Origin of the sequence: Sulfitobacter alexandrii (assembly GCF_001886735.1) — a bacterium.
GTDB lineage: Bacteria > Pseudomonadota > Alphaproteobacteria > Rhodobacterales > Rhodobacteraceae > Sulfitobacter > Sulfitobacter alexandrii.
The window spans coordinates 812,795-832,373 of the sequence record NZ_CP018076.1; the positions used below are offsets into that span (position 1 = coordinate 812,795).

A 19,579-nucleotide genomic window follows, 5' to 3' on the forward strand; every position below is an offset into this window, starting at 1 on the left:
GCGCAAAAGATGTCGAAAGCCCAACACATTATCCATCTTTGATCGACGGGCGTTTCAGGTCATAACTACCCCATGAAGAGACTAAGAAGTCATACCACCGGCGTGGACAGCGGCGACCTGATCCTGTTTTCCGATTACGAGGACGGCGGCGCTATGTGGACGGGCAGGGGGCAGCGGGAGCGGCGTCGCCATATCCGGTTCTCCGAGCCCTATCTCGAGCCGCCGACGGTTCAATTGTCCCCGTCACTCTGGGATCTCGATGCCTCCACCGTCATGCGGGCGGATATCGCAGCAGAATCCGTGACCGTATCGGGGTTCGACATGGTGTTCCGGACGTGGGGGGACACGCGGGTCGCGAGGATGCGCATCTCGTGGATCGCCATCGGACAGCTTGGCGACGAGAATGACTGGGACGTCGACTGACACGCCGGCAGCCGGCCGACATTTCAGCTTACGTCGCACCAAACGGTCGGCGCGGTTCATCGCCCCGTAGGGCCGGCGAGGGTCTACTCCGCCGCGTACATCCCGTCATAAATCGGTCCGAGCGTATCCGCCTCGAACAGCGACGACACCGATGTGCCGTTCCAGATGTTCAGGATCGCCTGAGCAAAAATCGGAGCGGTCGGCACGATACGGATGTTCGCGGCCTTCTTCACTTCGTTCGTCGGTTGGATGCTGTCGGTGATCACCAGCGATTTCATCACCGAGTTCGTGACTCGCTCCACGGCGGGGCCGGACATCACACCGTGGCTGATGTAGGAGTGCACTTCCTTGGCGCCGTTTTCCAGCAGCACCTCCGCGGCCTTGCAGAGCGTACCCGCGGTGTCGCAGATGTCGTCGACGATCAGACAGGTCTTGTCGGTGACGTTGCCGATCACGGTCATCTCTGCCACCTCGCCCGCTTTTTCGCGGCGCTTGTCCACGATGGCCAGCGGGGCGTTCAGCCGTTTCGCCAGCTCACGGGCGCGGGCCACACCGCCGACGTCGGGGCTGACGATCATCAGTTCGTCCATGCGATCCTTGAACGTGTTCTTGATGTCCAGCGCAAAGACCGGCGAGGCATAGAGGTTGTCCACCGGAATGTCGAAGAACCCCTGAATCTGCGCCGCGTGCAGATCCATGGTCAGGACCCGCTCGATCCCGGTGCCGACCAGCATATTGGCCACCATCTTTGCGGTGATGGGCGTGCGGGCCTTGGTGCGGCGGTCCTGCCGGGCGTAGCCGAAGTAGGGCAGCACGGCCGTCACCCGCGCGGCGGAAGACCGGCGCAGGGCGTCCGCCATGATCAGCAGTTCCATCAGGTTGTCGTTGGCGGGATTAGACGTCGGCTGGATGATGAACATGTCCTCGCCGCGCACGTTCTCGAATACCTCGACAAAGATCTCGCCATCGTTGAACCGTTCCACACGGGCGTCGACCAGCCCGACGTTGACGCCCCTGTGCAGCGACATCCGCCTTGCGATCGCCTTGGCAAGCGGCATGTTCGCGTTCCCTGAAATCAGCTTGGGCTCGGACGTTCGGGGCATGGGGGAGGTCTCCGTGGCAGCGGCTATGTGACAGATTCGTGTCGTTGAACCTCGCTTAGCACGCAGCTACGGTGCCACCAAGCTGTGACCCTCCCAAGGAAGACCAAATGTCCCAGATCGACTATTATTTCGCGACACTGTCCCCCTATTGCTATCTTGCCGGATTGCGGCTCGAGGCTGTTGCGGAAAAACACGGTGCCACCATCAACTACAAGCCTTTCGATATCATCGCTGCCTTTTCCCGCACCGGTGGAAAGCCCCCGAAGGAGCGTCACGTCAGCCGTATCGAGTATCGGGCGCAGGAACTGCCACGTCAGGCGCGCAAACTGGGCATGCCGTTCCATCTGCAACCGGCGCACTGGCCGACCAACGGGGCGCCGGCGGCCTATGCCTTCATCGCGGCCCAGAATGCCGGCGGCGGGGATCTGGGGCTGCTGGCCCATGCGATCACCCGGTCGGTCTGGGCCGACGAACGGGACATTGCACAGGACGATGTGATCCGCGCATGCCTCACCGAAGCGGGTTTCGATCCCGGCCTCGCCGACAGCGGCCTGCTGGAAGGGGCGGAGACCTATGCCCGCAATCTCGAAGAAGCGGTCGAGCGCGGCGTCTTCGGCGCGCCTTTCTATATCGTGGGGGATCAGCGCTTCTGGGGGCAGGATCGCATCGCCGACCTCGATCTGCACCTGGCAGGCGAACTGTGAGTCCCCAGCCGGGGTTTCACACCCACGTTCACACCCTCGGCAACGGGCCGCGCCGCGCGCTGGCGCTGCATTGCACGCTGGCCTTCGGCGGTGCCTGGGCGGGGGTCGCCGAGGCGATGTCGGATCAGTTGACCCTGATCGCCCCGGACATGCCCAGTCACGGCAAGAGCGACGACTGGGACGAGACCAGCCATCTGAGCGATACCGCCGTCGCCTCGGCTGTCGGGGCGATGGACCCCGAACCGATGGACGTGATCGGGCATTCCTTCGGTGCCATGACGGCCCTGCGGATCGCCGTGTCCCACCCGGAAAGGGTCCGCAGCCTGACCGTGATCGAGCCGGTATTCTTCGCGGTCGCCCGCGCGGACGCGCCCGAGACGATCGAAGCCTACGAAAGCCACTCGGCGCCCTTTGCCCGGGCGATGCGCGATGGTGACCGCGAGGCGGGCGCGCGGGTGTTCAACAGCATGTGGAGCGATCAGGCGCCATCCTGGGACAGCCTGCCCGAACGGACCCGCGCCGCCATGATCCGCGGCGTTCATGTCGTTCCGGGCAGCAGAAGCGTGCTCTACGACGATGACAGGGGCCTGCTGCGCCCCGGTGGGCTTGACGCGACCCCAGTCCCGACCCTGATCTTGCGCGGCGCGGATGCCGATCCGGCCATCATCGCGACGAACGCCGGACTTGCGGCACGGATGCCCGACGCGCGTCAGGCGGTCGTCCCGGGCGCGGGACACATGGCCCCGATCTCCCACCCGCGGGAAACCGCCCGGATCTGGAAGAAATTCCTCGACACGGTCTAACGCACCTGCGTCAGAAGTGGCTCAGAAACGCGTCCACGTCCTCGGCCTGCACCGACCAGTCGCAGACCAGTCGCGCGCCGATGGGCTCCGCGTCCGGGCCGTCCAGCGTGCCACCGGAAAGGTAGTACCGCGCACCGGCCTCGTGCAGCTTGCGATGGACGGCACGGGGCCAGCTGGCAAAGATCATGTTGGCCTGCGGTTCGTGCAGGAATGTCGCCCCTGCCTTGCGCAGACCGTCTGCAAGCCGGGCGGCGTTGTCGTTCGCGCGCCGGGCCATCGTGAGCCACAGGTCGTTGGCAAGATAGCCCGCCATCTGCGAAGACAGGTAGCGGTGCTTGGAAAACAGGTGCGCGCCGCGCTTGCGCCGCAACTCGAACTCCCACGCCTTGGCCGGGTCGAAGAAGATCACCGCCTCCACGCCCATGCAGCCGTTCTTGGTGCCGCCAAAGCTGACCACGTCCACACCGGATTTCCACGTCATCTCTGCCGGCGTGCAGTCAAGCGCGACCAGCGCATTGGCGAAACGCGCGCCGTCCATATGCACGGGCAGGTCGTGCGCCTTGGCCACCGCTGTCAGCGCACGCAGCTCTTCGAGGCTGTAGACCGACCCGCGCTCCGTCACCTGCGTGATCGACACCGGGCCGGGCTGGGCGCCGTGGACGTTGCCGGGCTTCTGGCCCTTGATCGCCGCTTCGAGTTTGGACGGATCCATCTTGCTGTCGGTTTCGATCAGCGTCAGCTTCGCCGCACCGGTATAGAACTCAGGCGCGTTGCATTCGTCCATCTGGACATGCGCGACCTTGGAACAGAATATCGTCTGCCAGGGCTGCGTGTAGCAGGCCAGCGCCAGCACGTTCGCCGCCGTTCCCGTCGCCACCAGATAGACCGCCGCTTCCGGCGCCTCGAAGATCTCGCGCAGCCGGTCGCGGACCTCGGGCATGATCGTGTCATTGCCGTAGGGCATCTGGTGTCCGGCATTGTCCGCGACGATCCGCTCCATGATCTGCGGATGCACGGGCCCCGCGTTGTCAGAGCTGAAGAACATGGCGTTACTCCTCTATGATATGGTCTTCCCATTCCTCGAAAGGGACATCGAATTCCGACAGGGTCCGGCCCTGCACCGAGATGCCCGCCTCATGGACCGACTGCGGGGTGCCGGTGATCAGCGGGTGCCAGTCGGGCAGGGGGCGGCCCTGCCACAAAAGCCGATAGGCGCAGGTCCGGGGCATCCAGTAGGCATGCGTATCCAGATTGTCGGGGCGCAGCACGATGCAGTCGGGCACAAAGGCATGACGGTTCTCGTAATGGCTGCAACGGCAGGTGGCGTCGTCCAGCAGGCGGCAGGCGACACAGGTCAGCGCGACCTCTTCGGTGTCCTCGTCCTCGAGCTTGTTCAGGCAGCATTTGCCGCATCCGTCGCACAGCGCTTCCCACTCGCGGTCGGTCATCTTGGTCAGGGGGGTGGTTTCCCAGAAACGGGGCCGCAGGCCCTTGCGCGGGATCGGATCCTTCATAGCGCCCCGAGGATGCGCCGCGCCTCGGCGCTGTCGGCGTCCATCTGGGATATCAAGGCCTCGAGGCTGTCGAACTTTTCCTCGCCGCGCAGGTGCTCGACCAGCGCGACGGACAGCGGTGCGCCGTAAAGATCGCCCGTGAAGTCGAAAATGAAGGTTTCGAGGTTTGCCTTGTTTTCCCCGAACATCGGTCTGACACCAAGGCTCGCCACGCCCTCGTAGGCGCCCGCGTGCGGCCCGTCCAGGACGTCGACCAGAACGGCGTAGACACCGAAGGCGGGGGGATGCAAACCGTCGATCGACATGTTGGCCGTGGGATAGCCCAGTTCACGGCCCCGCTGCTCGCCGCCGATCACGGGGCCTTCGATGCGGTGCCAGTGCCCCAGCATCGCGGCGGCGGTGCGCGGCTCGCCGTCCGTCAATGCCTGCCGGATCGCCGTGGACGACACGGTCTGGCTGTCGCTTTCCATCAACTGTGCGATGGTCACGCCAAAGCCCATGTCGCGGCCGAAACGTACCAGGTCGGCCGCCGTGCCCGCCCGCGCTTTGCCGAAACAGAAATCGGCCCCGACAACCACGTGGCGCAGCCCCAGTCCGTCACGCAGCACCTGCGCGGCAAAGGCTTCGGGGCTGAGCGACGCGAGGCTCTTGTTGAAGGCCAGTTCGTAAAGCTTTTGAACGCCCAGCTTTTCCAGCCGGTGCGCCCGTGCGTCCCGGCCCATCAGGCGGAAAGGCGGCGCGTCGGGGGCGAAGAATTCGCGCGGATGCGGCTCGAAGGTGACCACACCCAGCGGCGCGTCCGGAACCGCCGCGCGTGCAAGGTCGATCACCGACTGGTGGCCGCGATGCACCCCGTCGAAATTTCCGATGGCGGCTGTCGCGCCACGGTCGGCGGCTTCTATGAACTGGTAATCGCGCAAGATCTGCATGGCACTTGCCTAGCCCCCCCTCAGGGGGAGGGCAAGACGTGCAGAATCCAATGTCTCGAAAATCGGCGTCCGGGGCTCGGGTCAGTCGAATTTGCGCGAGGGCGCAAGGACGGTCGCTTCTCCGACCAGCACCTTCTTGCCATCCACGGAACAGTGGCAATCCATCCGCACGATGCGCTTGGCGATGTCGATATCGGTGACCTTCACCTCGGCATAGACCATGTCGCCGGGGCGCACCGGCCGCAGGAACTTCAGGGTCTGGCCCAGATAGACGGTGCCATGACCGGGAAGCTGTTCCCCGATCACCGCCGAGATCAGTCCGGCGGTCAGCATCCCGTGGGCGATTCGTCCCTGGAAAATGGTATCCTGCGCGTAATCGTCATCAAGATGCACCGGGTTGCGGTCAGTGGAGACAGTCGCGAACATCTCGATATCTGCGTCGGTCACTTCCTTGCGGATATAGCGGAACATGCCGATTTCGATGTCTTCGATAACGATCGTGCCGCGCGGAAGATTGTCCAACATACCGTACCTCTGAGTAATAAAGTGCCGTGGAGCGACGCTTTCTGGCAACTTAATTACTTTGCGGGCGCAGAAACGCAAGTTCTTTTTCTACCGCAGAAAGCCGATCGCGTAGGTGGGCTGGACGTTTTCCTTTTCCAGATAGGCGCTTAACGCATTCTCGTCCGGCTGGGCGTCGGTCCTCGTCTCGGACGCTGCCAGCCCGCCCGTGATGAAGAGCGAATCGATGTCCTCTCCAGCCGCGCCCCTGATGTCCGTCAGCACGCCGTCGCCGATGGCGAGGATCCGGTCGTCCGGCACCTCGGCCCCCAGCGCGGACAGACGGCGGCGGGCGAGGTCGTAAATCGGGGGATGCGGTTTGCCGAAGTAGAGGCTCTCGCCGCCCATCTCGGTGTAGAGCTGTGCCAAGGCGCCCGCGCACCATTCCCGCTCCTCGCCCCGGTCGACTACGATATCCGGATTCGCGCAGAGAAATTTCAGTCCCCGCTGGATCGCGATTTCGAAATCCGGGCGCATCACCTCGGGATCGGCAAGGGGCTCGCGCGGTCCGGTACACACCACGCCCTCCGCTTCATCCAGCGGCACTTGTCGCACCGGAACGGGGTTCTTCTGGATACTCAGGGGTTCAAAGAACTTTTCCTCACCGGGCTGGCCGATGAACCAGACCTTTTCGCCCACGGTGCCGCGAAACATCGCGGCGCGGGCGGAATCACCCGAGGTGGCGATCGAATCCCACGCGTCCTCCGGTACACCGAAGTAAACCAGTTGCTTCTGCACGCCCGCCCGCGGGCGGGGAGAGTTGGTGACCAAGATCACCTTGCCACCCGTCGCCCGATAGGCCTGAAGCGCCGCCACCGCGTCGGGAAAGGCGGTGACGCCGTTGTGCACGCATCCCCACAGATCGACGAACAGCGCGTCGTATTGCGCGGAAACCTGGGACAGGTCTGTGATGATGCGGGTCATGCGGTTCTCCTCGATGATCGCGCCAGCGATAGTCGAATTCGGGCCGGTAGGAAACGGTGCGAAAGAAAAGGGCCGGTCGCTGTGCGCCGGCCCCGATGGTCGATCAGACCTTGAGGTTCGGGATGATCTGCTTCTTCCGGCTCATGATGCCGGGCAGAACCACCGTGTCGCCCGAAACGCTGGCGCCGAAACTCTTTTCCGCCACGGTCTTGGTCAGGTCGTTCGGGATCAGCATGGTCGCTTCCTCGTTCAGGATGTCCACGACGAACAGCAGGACCTGGTCCGCGCCGTCTTCGGTGGCGACACCGGGCATTGCCGCCATCAGCGCATCCTTTCGGTCCAGCACGGCGGCAGGCGACGTGGTTTCCAGCACAGAAACGCGGAACTGCTTGCCGCCGACTTCGTATTCCTTGCTGTCCATGCGCAGCAATTCGGCCTCGGAGAACGACGAGACATCGGACTTGGCCGCGAACATCTGTGCCGCGTAGTCGGAAATGTCGATGTCGAGATCCTTGGCCAGTGCCCAGGCGATGGCCTTGTCTTCCTGCGTGGTGGTGGGGCTGCGGAATTCGAGCGTGTCGGAGAGGATGCAGGTCAGCATCGCGCCTTTGATTTCGGTCGGCATCTGCGCCATGTCATCGCCGATGGCCTTGTACATGATCGTCGCCGTGCAGGCGAGCGGCTGGATGTTGATGTGGATCGGGCCCTTGGTTTCCAGCCCGCCGACCAGCTTGTGATGGTCGATGATCGCCTTGATGTCGGCATTGTTGATGTTGTCGGGCAGTTCGGCGGGGTTGTTGGTGTCCACGATCACGACCGGCTGGTCGTCCTCGACGCCGTCGATGATGCGGGGCTTGTCCAGCTTCCAGTGATCCAGCATGAACAGCGCTTCGGTGTTGGGTTCGCCAAGCAGGGCGGGCGCGGCATCGACGCCGTGGATCTGGTTGAGATACCAGGCCCAGATGATGGGCGAGCCGGTGCTGTCGGTGTCGGGGGATTTGTGACCGAAAACGAGCGTTGTCATGAAAATGAGTCCTGAGTTGAAGCGGTGGATTTGCGCGCCTTATAGGGGCGGCGCCGTGACTTGTCACCCCTTGATGCTGCGGCGCAGCATCACAGGCCGAGAGCGGCGCGTTTCCTGCCGCTCAGGCCGGACAGTACCATGCCGTAGGATGCCTCGATATGCTCTCGCAGACTGTCGTCGGACAGGCCCGGCGCAGCGTAGTGCTGTATCCATTTCAGCCCGCGAGACGCCATGTAGGGGGCGGGGCGCAGGCCGGGGGCAACCGACAGGATTTCGAAGGCGAGGTCGGAAGCCTTGAACGTGACCGAGGCGCCGGTCTCGGCCATGCCGATGATGGCAAAGACCTTTCCGCCGACCTTGTAGACATCGGCGCCGCCCCACTGGATCACATGGGTCGCCTGGGGCAGGGAGGCGCAGAATCTGTTCAGGTCGTCGCGGGTCATGGTCCGAGCATAGCCGCTTGGATCGGGCGCCGAAATAGGTCAGTCTGCCGCCATGAGTCCGCCCCGCGAAACCGATCTCTACCCGCCGATCAAGGCGCATCTGGAGGATCAGGGCTATGTCGTGAAATCCGAGGTGGGCGCCGCCGATGTGATGGCGGTGCGCGGGGCAGAGCCGCCGGTGCTGATCGAGCTCAAGCTGGGGTTCTCGCTGGCGCTGTTCCACCAGGGGCTCGACAGGCTGAAGGTGGCGGACGACGTCTATCTCGCCGTGGCGCGGCAGCCCGGCAAACGCTTTGCCAAGGCGCTCAGGTCCAATACGGCAATGGCGCGGCGGCTGGGTCTGGGGCTGATCACCGTGCGGCTGTCGGACGGCCTGGTAGAGGTGCACTGCGATCCGGGCCCCTACGCGCCCCGCAAATCGGCCAAGCGGCAGGCCGCGCTGCTGCGTGAATTCGCCCGCCGACAGGGCGACCCGAACGATGGCGGCCAGACCCGTGCGGGGCTGGTCACTGCCTACCGGCAGGATGCGCTGAAACTGGCAGTATACCTCTTCGAAGCCGGCGCGAGCAAAGGTGCCGACGTGGCGAGGGAGACAGGCGTGACCCGCGCCACGACCATGATGCGCGACAACCACTATGGCTGGTTCGAGAAGGTCGAGAAGGGCATCTACGGCCTGACCCCCACCGGGGCCGAGGCGGTCGGGGTCAGCGGAAGGGTTCTCGGGGCCTGACGGCACCGGCGCCTTCGATAATTGCGGCCTTGTTTTCCCGACTGCGTCGGCGTTCCGCGGACACGGCTTGAACCTGCTGACAGAACGCTTAGGTCGGCCCGTGGAACCGACCTCACCCGCGCGCCGCCGAGGCGAAAATTTTACGCAAACGGGTGCTTGACTCGGCTTTCGGCTATCCCTAGCTATGCGTCGTTATCACTCGACCCTGCTGAGTGCTAATCGCCCGGAGAAGCGGGCGACTGGAAGAAACTTTGAGCGTTAAGGAGCTACAAAGATGGCATTGAAACCGCTTCACGACCGCGTGCTGGTAAAGCGCACCGAAAGCGAAGAGAAAACTGCTGGCGGGCTGATCATCCCCGATAGCGCGAAAGAGAAACCTTCCGAAGGCGAAGTCGTTGCCGTGGGCGAAGGCGCTCGCAAGGACAACGGCGAGCTGATCGCGATGGCGGTCAAGGCCGGCGACAAGATCCTGTTCGGCAAGTGGTCCGGCACCGAAGTGACTGTCGACGGTCAGGAAATGCTGATGATGAAGGAAAGCGACATCATGGGGATCATCGAGTAAGCCCCGCGCTTCTCTGACCCCGATCGCTGATCTGAACTGAACATTCTCAAGAGGAGAAAAGAAAATGGCTGCTAAGGACGTCAAATTCGACACCGATGCCCGCAACAAGATGCTCAAGGGTGTCAACATCTTGGCCGACGCGGTGAAAGTGACACTGGGCCCCAAGGGCCGGAACGTGGTTCTGGACAAATCCTTCGGCGCACCGCGCATCACCAAGGACGGCGTGTCCGTCGCGAAAGAGATCGAACTGGAAGACAAGTTCGAGAACATGGGCGCCCAGATGGTGAAGGAAGTCGCTTCCCGCACCAATGACGAAGCAGGCGACGGCACCACCACCGCGACCGTGCTGGCCCAGGCCATCGTCAAGGAAGGCATGAAATCCGTCGCAGCGGGCATGAACCCGATGGACCTCAAGCGTGGCATCGACATGGCAACCGCCAAGGTCGTCGAAGCGATCAAGGCCGCGGCCCGTGACGTGTCCGACAGCGACGAAGTCGCGCAGGTCGGCACCATCTCCGCCAACGGCGAAAAGGAAATCGGCCGTCAGATCGCGGACGCGATGCAGAAGGTCGGCAACGAGGGTGTCATCACCGTCGAGGAAAACAAGGGTCTGGAAACGGAAACCGATGTCGTCGAAGGCATGCAGTTCGACCGCGGCTACCTGAGCCCCTACTTCGTCACCAACTCCGACAAGATGACCGTCGAGCTGGAAGACGCCGTGATCCTGCTGCACGAGAAGAAACTCTCCTCCCTGCAGCCGATGGTTCCGCTGCTCGAGCAGGTGATCCAGTCGCAGAAGCCGCTGCTGATCATCTCCGAGGACGTGGAAGGCGAAGCGCTGGCGACCCTCGTGGTCAACAAGCTGCGCGGCGGCCTGAAGATCGCAGCCGTGAAGGCACCGGGCTTCGGTGACCGTCGCAAGGCGATGCTGCAGGACCTCGCGATCCTGACCGGCGGCCAAGTGATCTCCGAAGATCTGGGCATGAAGCTCGAGTCCGTGACCATGGACATGCTGGGTTCGGCCAAGAAAGTGACCATCACCAAGGACGAAACCACCGTCGTCGACGGTGCGGGCGAGAAGGCCGAGATCGAGGCACGCGTTGCCCAGATCCGCAACCAGATCGAAGAAACCACCTCCGACTACGACCGTGAGAAGCTGCAGGAACGTGTTGCCAAGCTGGCAGGCGGCGTTGCCGTCATCCGCGTCGGCGGCATGACCGAAGTCGAAGTGAAAGAGCGCAAGGACCGCGTCGATGACGCGCTGAACGCGACCCGCGCGGCCGTTCAGGAAGGTATCGTCGTCGGTGGCGGCGTGGCTCTGGTTCAGGCGGCCAAGAAGCTTGACGGCCTGTCCGGTGACAACAACGACCAGAACGTCGGCATCTCCATCGTGCGCAAGGCGCTGGAAGCGCCGCTGCGTCAGATCGCTGAAAACGCCGGTGTCGATGGTTCCGTCGTCGCGGGCAAGATCCGCGAGAGCGACGACCTGAAGTTCGGCTTCAACGCCCAGACCGAGGAATATGGCGACATGTTCAAGTTCGGCGTGATCGACCCGGCCAAGGTGGTGCGGACTGCCCTGCAGGACGCGGCCTCCATCGCGGGTCTGCTGATCACCACCGAAGCCATGGTTGCCGACCGTCCCCAGAAGGACAACGGCGGTGGCGGCGGCGGCATGCCCGACATGGGCGGCATGGGCGGCATGATGTAAGAGCCCGCCAGCCGTGCGCGTGACGCGCATAGCCTGAGCGTAATACCAGAAGGGCCCGGCGGATCGTCGGGCCCTTCTTCTTTTGCCCACTATGGGTTAAGTTCCTGCGAGACTGCAGATCCTGCGCGAAAAGGGGATGGGTAAGATGATCGAAGGCAGGACTTTTCTTGGTACTTGGCCGAGGCGGCTCAGCGGCCTTTTCGACGTCGGCGTTTCCTTCGCCGACCAGCGCATTCTGGATGTCGGGTGCAACATGGGCATCGTCGGCTATGAAGTCTGCAAGCAGGGGCCGGCATATTACCACGGGGTGGAGTTGCTCGAGACCCATTGCCAGATCGCCCGCAGCATCTTTACCGCTGTGCCGGTGGAAAGCGTGTTCCACGATTTCGACGTCACCGACGCGTCGGTGCGGAACGAGGTGCTTTCCGAGGATTACGACGTCGTCCTCTACCTCGCCGTCCATCATCACCTCGTCAAGAAGCGCGGCAAGGCCCCCGCCGAGGAGACCGCCCGCGATCTTTTCCGGCGGTGCCGGCGCAGCCTGATCTTCCGTGGCGACGATTTCGACGCCTTTGCCGAACTGGCCGACGCCGCAGGTTTCGAACAGGGTCCGGTTATCAAGGACCCCCTTCTGCACCCCTTCTGCGCCTACACGCGACGGCCCTGACGGACATTGCCCGGATCAATCGGTCGGCAGGCGGAGACTGGCAAGGCGCACGCGTTAAGCCGACCTTGCTGAGCGTGTGCTCGAACCCCTTCGCTTTTGGTTGGCTGCCCGCGATCGAGCAGGTAAAGCCATCGCCATGCGCCTCGCCCTTCTGACAGCCCTCACCATGATCGCCTTTGCGGCCAATTCCGTTCTGACGCGGGCGGCCATCGACGGGGGCCATATCGACCCGTCGGGCTTCGCGCTGGTGCGGGTGCTGTCGGGGGCGGTGGTCCTGGGCATGCTGATGACCCTGCGTGGTGGCAGCCTGCCGCTGTTGCGGCGCAGCCGCCTGCCGGGCGCTTTCAGCCTTGCCGCCTACATGGTCGGGTTTTCGCTGGCCTACCTCACACTCGATGCGGGCTTGGGCGCGCTGATCCTGTTCGGCGTCGTGCAGATCGCGATGTTCACCCATGGCGCCCTGCGCGGCGCGGCCCCGGGCACGCGGCAGATCACCGGTGCAACGGTTGCTTTTGCCGGTCTCGTGATCGCCCTCTGGCCCGGCTCCGGCGACAACAGCGACCCTGTCGGAGCGGCGCTGATGGTGATCGCGGGGCTGGGCTGGGCTGCCTACACGATCCTCGGACGCGGCGCGACGGATCCGCTGGCCGCGACCACCGCCAACTTCCTGCTCTGCCTGCCGATCCTTCTGGTTCTGCTGATGTCCTCGGGCCTGTATTTCAGCGCGACGGGTCTGGCGTTGGGGATGGTCTGCGGTGGCGTGACCTCGGGCCTTGGGTACGCGCTCTGGTACAGCGTTCTGCCCCGGCTTGAACAGGCGACCGCCGCCATTGTCCAACTCAGCGTGCCGGTGATCGCCATTGCATCGGGGGCGCTCTTGCTGGGCGAGGCAATCGATGGAATGCTGATCCTCGCCGCGGTGCTGGTGCTCGGCGGCATCGCCTGGGCGATCGGCGCCGCACCGGCCCGGGCCGGCAGGGGATGATCGGCCGGCAATGCCTGCGATCTTTCACAACGTCACCGGACCGTGCATTTCACATCCGCGCAAATCGGTTTATCTCAGCCCCATGAAGCGCATCGTCATCGTTCTTTCCGTCCTGCTCGGCCTCAGCGCCTGCGGCCAGGCCACTGCACAGGGGCGCTGCGTCGTGCTTCTGCACGGACTGGCCCGGACGGAAGCCTCATTCGCGCTCATGGAGGCTGCGCTCGAAGGGGAAGGCTATCGCGTGGTACGCCCCGGCTATCCCTCCACCGAGGCGCCCGTCGAAGAGCTGGTGAAACAGACACTCCCCGATGCAGTGGCTGCTTGCGGCACGCCCAAGGTCGATTTCGTGACCCATTCCATGGGGGGCATCCTCGTGCGCCAGTGGGTCGTCGACTCCGGTGCGGACCGTGTGGGAAGGGTCGTGATGCTCGCGCCTCCCAATCAGGGCAGCGAGGTGGTTGACGAACTGGACGACATCACCGCCTTTGACTGGATCAACGGCCCCGCAGGCGCGCAGATGGGCACCGGGCCCGGCTCTCTCCCGCGCAGACTGCCGCCCGTGACCTTCGACCTCGGTGTCATCGCCGGCTCGCAATCCCTGAATCCCTACTTCTCCTCTCTTCTGCCGGGGGCGGACGACGGCAAGGTCTCGGTGTCCTCGACGCGGGTGGAGGGCATGCGCGATCATATCGTGCTGCCGGTCACCCATACCTTCATGATGAACAACCCCCGCGTGATCGCGCAGACCATTAGTTTTCTGAACACCGGTGCCTTCGACAGGTCGATGACCTGGATCGGCGGGGTGCTGGATTCCTTCGGTTGTCCGGGGGGCAGCTGCATCACTGGCGGACCAGATGCCCGACCTTGACCTGACCGGTGCACGCGTCCTGCGCCCCGAGGGGTGGAGCGACGCGCCGTTGTCGTTCCACGCGGGACGGATCGTCGGCGATCCTGTGGGCAGATCCGTCGATCTGAGTGGATTCAAGGTGTTGCCGGGCATCGTTGACCCTCATGGCGACGGGTTCGAGCGCCACCTCGCCCAGCGGCGCGGCGCGATGAAGCAGATGGACGAGGGGCTGATCGCGTGCGAGGCGGAGCTGGCAGCGAACGGGATCACCACCGCCGTTCTGGCGCAATTCGTGAGCTGGGAAGGCGGAATGCGCGGATTGTCCTTTGCTGACAAGGTGTTCCACGCCATTCTTGCGACAAGAAACACTGTCGTCACCGACCTGCGCGGACAGCTCAGGTTCGAAACGCATCTCCTTGATGAATATGATGAACTTCCCCGCAGGATCGCTGACTGGGGGATCGAGTACATCGTGTTCAACGACCATCTTCCGCACGACCGCCTGGAGGCGGGCAAGCAGCCGCGTCGGCTGATGGGACAAGCCCTGAAGGCAGGACGCAGCCCGGAAAGACACCTGAGCCTGATCCGGGATCTGCACGACCGCACGGGCGACGTGCCTGCCGCGCTGGACCGGCTGTGCCATACGCTTGGCGCCGCGGGGCTGTGCATGGGCAGCCATGACGACACGACTGCCGAGGCAAGGGCTGCATGGCGCGGCAGGGGGGTGCGGATCGCCGAGTTTCCCGAAACGCTGGCGGCGGCAGAGGCGGCGCACGGCGGCGGCGATACCGTCATCATGGGCGCGCCCAACGTGGTGCGGGGCGGTTCCCACAACGGCAACCTTTCGGCACTGGACCTCATCGTGATGGGCTACTGCGACGCCATCGCGTCGGACTATCACTATCCGTCGCCGCGCCGGGCGGCGTTGATGCTGGAACAGGCGGGCGTCGCCCCGATGGCCGAAATCTGGCACCTGATTTCCGGCGGGCCTGCGGCGATGCTGGGGCTGGACGACCGGGGCACGCTGGAAACCGGGAAACGGGCCGACCTCGTCGTGCTCGACGCGGCCACAAGCCGGGTGGCCGCAACCATCGTCGCCGGAAAGGTATCCTACATGTGCGGTGAATTCGCGGAGCGGCTTACCGCATAACCCGGTTGAAATGGCCCATCTTGCGTCCCGGCTTGACGTCCGCCTTGCCGTAGAGATGCAGGCTCACGTCCTTTTGCCGTGCCAGTTCCGGCACCCGGTCCATGTCGTGCCCGATCAGGTTCTCCATCACCACGTCGGTGTGGCGCGACCCATCGCCAAGCGGCCAGCCCGCGATGGCGCGGATATGCTGTTCGAACTGGTCCACGCTGCAGCCCTGTTGTGTCCAGTGGCCCGAGTTGTGGACCCGCGGGGCGATCTCGTTCACGATCAGGCCGCCTGTGGTCACGAACAGCTCGACCCCCAGCACGCCGACATAGTCGAGGGCGTTGAGGATTTTCCCCGCCATCAGCACGGCATCGGTCCGCTGTGCTGCGGACAGCCGGGCAGGGACCGTGGTGGTGTGCAGGATGCCATCGCGGTGAACGTTTTCGCCGGGATCGAAGCAGGCGACCTCACCCGACGTGCCCCGCGCGGCGATGACCGAAACTTCGTGACTGAAATCGACAAAGCCTTCAAGGACACAGGGGGCGCCGTTCATGCCCTCGATCGCCTCCGCCGCATCCTCCGGCCCGCGCAGCCGCGCCTGGCCCTTGCCGTCATAGCCGAAACGCCGGGTCTTGAGGATGGAAGGGGTCCCGATCTCCGCCAGCGCCGCATCCAGCGCGGCCCGGTCGGGAATGTCGGCATAGGGCGCCACGTTCAGCCCCAGATCGCGCAGGAAATCCTTTTCCGTCAACCGATCCTGGCTGATGCGCAAGGCCTCCCGGCCGGGTCGGATCGGCACATGCGCCTCGATCAGGTCGAGCGCGCTGGTCGGCACGTTTTCGAATTCGAAGGTGACGATGTCGCAGGCGCTGGCGAAAGCTTTGAGCGCCGCGTTGTCCTCGTAGTCCGCCGTGGTGACAGCATCGGCCACATGGCCCGCGGGCGGCGCGGCCCCGGGTTCGAAGATATGGGTCCGGAAGCCGAGGCGCGATGCCGCGACCGACAGCATCCGGCCAAGCTGACCGCCGCCCAGAATGCCGATGGTACTGCCGAGGGCGAGGGGTTCAGTCATCGCTCGGCACCTCCGGGATCGACGCGCTCAGCGCTGCGCGCCAGTCGTCCAGGCGCTGGGCTACGCCCTTGTCCTGCAACGCGAGAATTCCCGCCGCCATGAGCGCCGCATTTGCCGCGCCCGCGGCGCCGATCGCCATGGTCGCCACCGGGAAACCGCGCGGCATCTGGAGGATGGAATAGAGCGAATCCACCCCCGAGAGCGCCCGCGTCTGCACCGGCACGCCGATCACCGGCACGCGCGTCTTGGACGCCATCATGCCGGGCAGGTGTGCCGCGCCGCCCGCGCCCGCGATGATGACCTGCAGGCCACGGTCCACCGCCGTCTTGCCGTACTCCCACAACCTGTCCGGCGTGCGATGCGCCGACACGATGCGCGCGTCATAGGGGATGGCCAGTTCGTCGAGCAAAAGCGCGGCCTCGCGCATGGTGGCCCAGTCCGATTGCGAACCCATGATGATGCCGACGGGAGGAGGGGTCATGCAAAGCAGCCTTTCGCGAAGTATTCAGAGCGCGCACTATAGCCGCGCAGGCCCACAGGGCAATGCGTGCCGACCAAGTTTCAGGCGATGATGTCAGGGGTCAGTCGGTCCTCGATCTGGGCGATCAGGTCCTTCAGGCGCAGCTTGCGTTTCTTCAGCCGCTGAACGGTCAACTGGTCGGCAACCGTGCGTTCCGTCAATGCGCGGATCGCCTCGTCCAGATCCCGATGCTCGCGCCGGAACACTTCCAGTTCCACCCGCAAGACTTCGTCGTTCTTCATGGACAGATCGGAGGGCGCATTCATCGGTCGGGTGATTCCATCAGGTCGTCTGAGCCCCAATATAGGCGCTGGTCGCCGATGCGCATAGCCCTTGCGCCGTGGTAAAGGTGACCCCATATTCAGGATACGGGTCGCCGCAACAGGGGCCCGTATCTGACTGTCGCTTTGAAACAGGACGTGTCGCATGACGAAACTGACGCTTGCTTCCTACCCCCATATGCTGGGGTTCGAACAGCTGGAGCGGGTGCTGGAACGCACCGCAAAATCCGGCAACGAGGGCTATCCGCCCTTCAACATTGAACAGACTTCCGATCACAGCTACCGCATCACGCTGGCCGTCGCGGGCTTTGCCGAGGAAGACCTCGCCATCACGGTCGAGGACCGGCAGCTGGTGATCCGTGGACGCCAGCATGACGACGGCGAGGACCGTGTTTTCCTGCACCGCGGGATTGCCGCGCGACAGTTCCAGCGCAGCTTCGTGTTGGCCGATGGCGTGGAGGTGGGCGAGGCCCGGATGGAGAACGGTCTGCTGCACGTGGACTTGACCCGGGCGAAACCCGAAACAGTTGTACAGACCATAAAGATCAAGAAAGGGTAAGAAATGCATGACATGACCACCCACAGCGGCGACCGGACGGTATACGTCAAGACCATCGCAGTCAGCGATCTGCCCCGCGAAGTTCGCGATCAGGCTGAAGGTCTGGAACAGTTGTACGCGGTTCACGATGCGCAGGGACAGCAACTTGCGCTGGTCGGCGACCGCAAGCTCGCATTCCACCTCGCCCGTGAACACGATTACGCACCGGTGATGGTTCACTAAAGACGGCCGGGGGCCTTTACCCCGTCCCGCAGATCATGGATTTGTATGAGGCCGCAGTGCGCTGCGGCCTTTTTGCTGTCCGGGGAGCCGCGCCATGCGTTTCGATTTCGACTGGGTCGATGCCTTTACCGACCGTCCGTTCGGCGGCAACGGCTGTGCCGTGGTGCATGGTGGTGCCGCCCTGTCCGCCGAGACCTGCATGGCCTATGTGCGCGAGACGTCGCTGGTGGAATGCACCTTTACCGGCCCCTCCGACGTGGCCGACCTGCGGGTGAGGTACTTTCTTGCCAGCCGCGAGATCCCCTTTGCCGGGCACCCGACCATCGCCACCGTTGCTGCGCTGCGCCATCGTGGCCTGATCGGAGACGGACCGCTGCAGCTGGAAACCGGGGCTGGCATCGTTCCCGTCGACGTTGCCGGCGACACGATCACCATGACACAGGTGGCCCCCACATTCGGTGCCGAGATCCCCGCCGATCTGGTCGCCGCGGTCGGCAGCATCGATCCGGGCGATATCGTCAGCCCCCCGCAGGTCGTTTCCACCGGGCTGCCGTTCTGCGTCACGGTCTTGCGCGACCGGGCCGCCATCGACCATCTGAGGCTCGATCCCTACGCGCACGCGACCTACGCCGAGGCACTTGGCCATCGAAGCCTCGACATGATGGAGCCCTACTGGATCACCATGGGCGGTGCGACCGAGACGGGGGATACCTATGCCCGCCTGCTGATCGCCCGTCCGGGGCCGCCCGAAGACCCTTTCACCGGGTCCGCGACCGGCGCGGCCGCCTGCTATCTCTGGGCGCGCGGGCTGCTCGACCGGCCCGACTTCGTGGCCGAGCAGGGGCATGGCATGGGCCGTCCCGGACAGGCGCAGGTAAGCGTGACGGGCCCCCGCAACGCGATAACCGGCGTCACCGTGGCGGGGCAGGGCTGCGTGGTCATGTCAGGCGATGTCTTTCTGCCCGCCGAAGGCGAAGAACGGTGACCGATTTGGCCATCGCGGTCCTGCCCTACGGACGGAAGCTGGGCGCCGCGCTTGCGCAAACGCCGCTGGACGAGCTTGTCTGGCCACTGGGGCGGCCGGAGCGGCTGGCCCGTGGCACCGCCGCCGATCTGCGCCCCACCGACCACCTGATCGTCTATCCCAAGACGGCGATGCACTTCCAGCGGCACTGGGGAACCCGCGCGAGGGTCTCGGTGATGGTGGTCGAACCGGCGGTCATTCACAGGCGGCACCTGCGGCTGCTGCGGCTGACCTGGCGGCGATTCCACCGGGTGCTTTGCCACGACGACGCGCTGCTGGCGGCGATCCCGAACGGGGTGATGCTGCCCTTCGGGACAAGCTGGATCCCGGATCCCCAAGCGGTGCGGACCGAAAAAGAAAGGCACATGTCGCTGATCGCTTCTGCAAAGCGCGACACCGAAGGTCACCTGCTGCGCCACGCCATGGTCGACATGGTAAGGCACGAGGGGCTGTCGGTCGAGATCCTGGGCCGAGGCTATGCCCCTTTCGCCGAGAAATCCGACGGCCTCGCACCCTACCGGTTTTCCGTGGTGATCGAGAATATCCGCGAACGTAACTATTTCACGGAAAAGATCGTGGACGCTGTCCTGTGCGAAACGGTGCCGATCTACTGGGGCTGCCCCAACATCGGCGATTTCATGGATACCGGCGGCATGGTGATCTGCGAGGACGCCTCGCAGATGAAAGCCGCGATCCGGGCCGCTGACGACGCGCTCTATCAACGGCTCGCCCCCGCCCTGCGGGGGGCCAAGTCGCAGGCGGCGCACTGGGCGGATCTTGAAGGACGTGCCGCCCGCGCCATAAAGGACAGCCTGTGAAATGCAAAACGCAGCCCCGTG

The 19,579-nt window shown here is 64.4% G+C and carries 25 protein-coding genes; 14 read left to right on the forward strand and 11 right to left on the reverse strand.

Features of this window, described 5'->3' with window-relative positions; all coding sequences use genetic code 11:
* Positions 1-72: 72 nt before the first annotated feature.
* A complete protein-coding gene (locus BOO69_RS03990) occupies positions 73-423 on the forward strand; it encodes an H-type lectin domain-containing protein (RefSeq protein WP_071970521.1) in 351 nt (116 codons plus the stop codon).
* A gap of 83 nt (positions 424-506) precedes the next feature.
* Here the strand turns inward: BOO69_RS03990 and BOO69_RS03995 are convergent, their stop codons facing one another.
* Positions 507-1,526 (reverse strand): ribose-phosphate pyrophosphokinase, encoded by a 1,020-nt coding sequence (locus BOO69_RS03995; protein WP_071970523.1) that lies wholly within the window; start codon positions 1,524-1,526, stop codon positions 507-509.
* 107 nt (positions 1,527-1,633) lie between these two features.
* Between BOO69_RS03995 and BOO69_RS04000 the strand changes: the two genes are divergently transcribed.
* Both BOO69_RS04000 and BOO69_RS04005 read left to right on the forward strand, forming a co-directional pair.
* Positions 1,634-2,230, forward strand: coding sequence for a 2-hydroxychromene-2-carboxylate isomerase (locus tag BOO69_RS04000; RefSeq protein ID WP_071970525.1), 597 nt, complete (start codon positions 1,634-1,636; stop codon positions 2,228-2,230).
* Positions 2,227-3,033: an alpha/beta fold hydrolase gene (locus BOO69_RS04005; RefSeq protein WP_071970527.1), complete on the forward strand. Its 807-nt coding sequence runs from the start codon at positions 2,227-2,229 to the stop codon at positions 3,031-3,033. The genes BOO69_RS04000 and BOO69_RS04005 overlap by 4 nt, the downstream gene beginning before the upstream one ends.
* 10 nt (positions 3,034-3,043) lie before the next feature.
* On the opposite strand, the gene BOO69_RS04010 is transcribed toward BOO69_RS04005, so the two are convergent.
* The 7 genes from BOO69_RS04010 to BOO69_RS04040 form a co-directional block, all read right to left on the reverse strand.
* Positions 3,044-4,078 (reverse strand): threonine aldolase family protein, encoded by a 1,035-nt coding sequence (locus BOO69_RS04010; RefSeq protein WP_071970529.1) that lies wholly within the window; start codon positions 4,076-4,078, stop codon positions 3,044-3,046.
* A 4-nt stretch (positions 4,079-4,082) separates the two neighbouring features.
* Entirely contained in the window at positions 4,083-4,547 is a 465-nt protein-coding gene (locus tag BOO69_RS04015) for a YcgN family cysteine cluster protein (protein ID WP_071970531.1), read from the reverse strand.
* Entirely contained in the window at positions 4,544-5,476 is a 933-nt protein-coding gene (locus BOO69_RS04020) for a bifunctional riboflavin kinase/FAD synthetase (RefSeq protein WP_071970533.1), read from the reverse strand. Before BOO69_RS04020 ends, BOO69_RS04015 begins: the two co-directional genes overlap by 4 nt.
* An 81-nt stretch (positions 5,477-5,557) precedes the next feature.
* Complete coding sequence (locus BOO69_RS04025) at positions 5,558-6,001, reverse strand: MaoC family dehydratase (RefSeq protein WP_071970535.1); 444 nt, start codon at positions 5,999-6,001, stop codon at positions 5,558-5,560.
* Between the two features lie 87 nt (positions 6,002-6,088).
* The gene (locus BOO69_RS04030) at positions 6,089-6,961 is read right to left on the reverse strand and encodes a TIGR01459 family HAD-type hydrolase (protein ID WP_071970537.1); all 873 of its coding nucleotides are present in this window, start codon (positions 6,959-6,961) and stop codon (positions 6,089-6,091) included.
* Positions 6,962-7,064: 103 nt separating this feature from the next.
* On the reverse strand, positions 7,065-7,985 hold the full coding sequence (locus tag BOO69_RS04035) for a manganese-dependent inorganic pyrophosphatase (protein ID WP_071970539.1): 921 nt from the start codon (positions 7,983-7,985) through the stop codon (positions 7,065-7,067).
* A gap of 89 nt (positions 7,986-8,074) precedes the next feature.
* The gene (locus BOO69_RS04040; protein ID WP_071970541.1) at positions 8,075-8,428 is read right to left on the reverse strand and encodes an MmcQ/YjbR family DNA-binding protein; all 354 of its coding nucleotides are present in this window, start codon (positions 8,426-8,428) and stop codon (positions 8,075-8,077) included.
* A 52-nt stretch (positions 8,429-8,480) separates the two neighbouring features.
* Here BOO69_RS04040 and BOO69_RS04045 point away from each other — a divergent pair, with 52 nt between their 5' ends.
* From BOO69_RS04045 to BOO69_RS04075, 7 genes are all read left to right on the forward strand, one after another.
* On the forward strand, positions 8,481-9,158 hold the full coding sequence (locus tag BOO69_RS04045) for a DUF2161 domain-containing phosphodiesterase (protein WP_071970543.1): 678 nt from the start codon (positions 8,481-8,483) through the stop codon (positions 9,156-9,158).
* A gap of 274 nt (positions 9,159-9,432) precedes the next feature.
* Positions 9,433-9,720: a co-chaperone GroES gene (gene groES, locus BOO69_RS04050; protein WP_071970545.1), complete on the forward strand. Its 288-nt coding sequence runs from the start codon at positions 9,433-9,435 to the stop codon at positions 9,718-9,720.
* A 64-nt stretch (positions 9,721-9,784) separates the two neighbouring features.
* Entirely contained in the window at positions 9,785-11,428 is a 1,644-nt protein-coding gene (gene groL, locus BOO69_RS04055) for a chaperonin GroEL (RefSeq protein ID WP_071970547.1), read from the forward strand.
* Between the two features lie 136 nt (positions 11,429-11,564).
* A complete protein-coding gene (locus tag BOO69_RS04060) occupies positions 11,565-12,095 on the forward strand; it encodes a class I SAM-dependent methyltransferase (RefSeq protein WP_156874855.1) in 531 nt (176 codons plus the stop codon).
* 136 nt (positions 12,096-12,231) lie between these two features.
* Positions 12,232-13,080, forward strand: a complete 849-nt coding sequence (locus BOO69_RS04065) for a DMT family transporter (protein WP_071970551.1) — start codon at positions 12,232-12,234, stop codon at positions 13,078-13,080.
* Between the two features lie 82 nt (positions 13,081-13,162).
* Entirely contained in the window at positions 13,163-13,948 is a 786-nt protein-coding gene (locus tag BOO69_RS04070; protein ID WP_071973624.1) for an alpha/beta fold hydrolase, read from the forward strand.
* Positions 13,935-15,077 carry an alpha-D-ribose 1-methylphosphonate 5-triphosphate diphosphatase gene (locus BOO69_RS04075; RefSeq protein ID WP_071970553.1) on the forward strand — a complete coding sequence of 381 codons (1,143 nt, stop codon included), beginning with the start codon at positions 13,935-13,937 and terminating at the stop codon, positions 15,075-15,077. The genes BOO69_RS04070 and BOO69_RS04075 overlap by 14 nt, the downstream gene beginning before the upstream one ends.
* Here the strand turns inward: BOO69_RS04075 and BOO69_RS04080 are convergent.
* The 3 genes from BOO69_RS04080 to BOO69_RS04090 all read right to left on the reverse strand — a co-directional run bounded on the left by BOO69_RS04080 (position 15,067) and on the right by BOO69_RS04090 (position 16,920).
* Positions 15,067-16,134, reverse strand: coding sequence for a 5-(carboxyamino)imidazole ribonucleotide synthase (locus BOO69_RS04080; protein WP_071970555.1), 1,068 nt, complete (start codon positions 16,132-16,134; stop codon positions 15,067-15,069). The two genes, BOO69_RS04075 and BOO69_RS04080, sit on opposite strands and share 11 nt — an antisense overlap.
* Positions 16,127-16,615, reverse strand: coding sequence for a 5-(carboxyamino)imidazole ribonucleotide mutase (gene purE, locus BOO69_RS04085; protein ID WP_071970557.1), 489 nt, complete (start codon positions 16,613-16,615; stop codon positions 16,127-16,129). Before purE ends, BOO69_RS04080 begins: the two co-directional genes overlap by 8 nt.
* 80 nt (positions 16,616-16,695) lie before the next feature.
* A complete protein-coding gene (locus tag BOO69_RS04090) occupies positions 16,696-16,920 on the reverse strand; it encodes a YdcH family protein (protein WP_071970560.1) in 225 nt (74 codons plus the stop codon).
* Positions 16,921-17,080: 160 nt separating this feature from the next.
* Between BOO69_RS04090 and BOO69_RS04095 the strand changes: the two genes are divergently transcribed.
* From BOO69_RS04095 to BOO69_RS04110, 4 genes are all read left to right on the forward strand, one after another.
* Positions 17,081-17,494, forward strand: coding sequence for an Hsp20 family protein (locus tag BOO69_RS04095; RefSeq protein WP_071970562.1), 414 nt, complete (start codon positions 17,081-17,083; stop codon positions 17,492-17,494).
* 3 nt (positions 17,495-17,497) lie between these two features.
* Positions 17,498-17,716 (forward strand): DUF1150 family protein, encoded by a 219-nt coding sequence (locus BOO69_RS04100; RefSeq protein ID WP_071970564.1) that lies wholly within the window; start codon positions 17,498-17,500, stop codon positions 17,714-17,716.
* A 94-nt stretch (positions 17,717-17,810) separates the two neighbouring features.
* Positions 17,811-18,701 (forward strand): PhzF family phenazine biosynthesis protein, encoded by an 891-nt coding sequence (locus tag BOO69_RS04105; RefSeq protein ID WP_071970566.1) that lies wholly within the window; start codon positions 17,811-17,813, stop codon positions 18,699-18,701.
* Positions 18,698-19,558, forward strand: coding sequence for a glycosyltransferase family 10 domain-containing protein (locus BOO69_RS04110; RefSeq protein WP_071970568.1), 861 nt, complete (start codon positions 18,698-18,700; stop codon positions 19,556-19,558). The genes BOO69_RS04105 and BOO69_RS04110 overlap by 4 nt, the downstream gene beginning before the upstream one ends.
* The last annotated feature ends 21 nt before the right edge of the window (positions 19,559-19,579 follow it).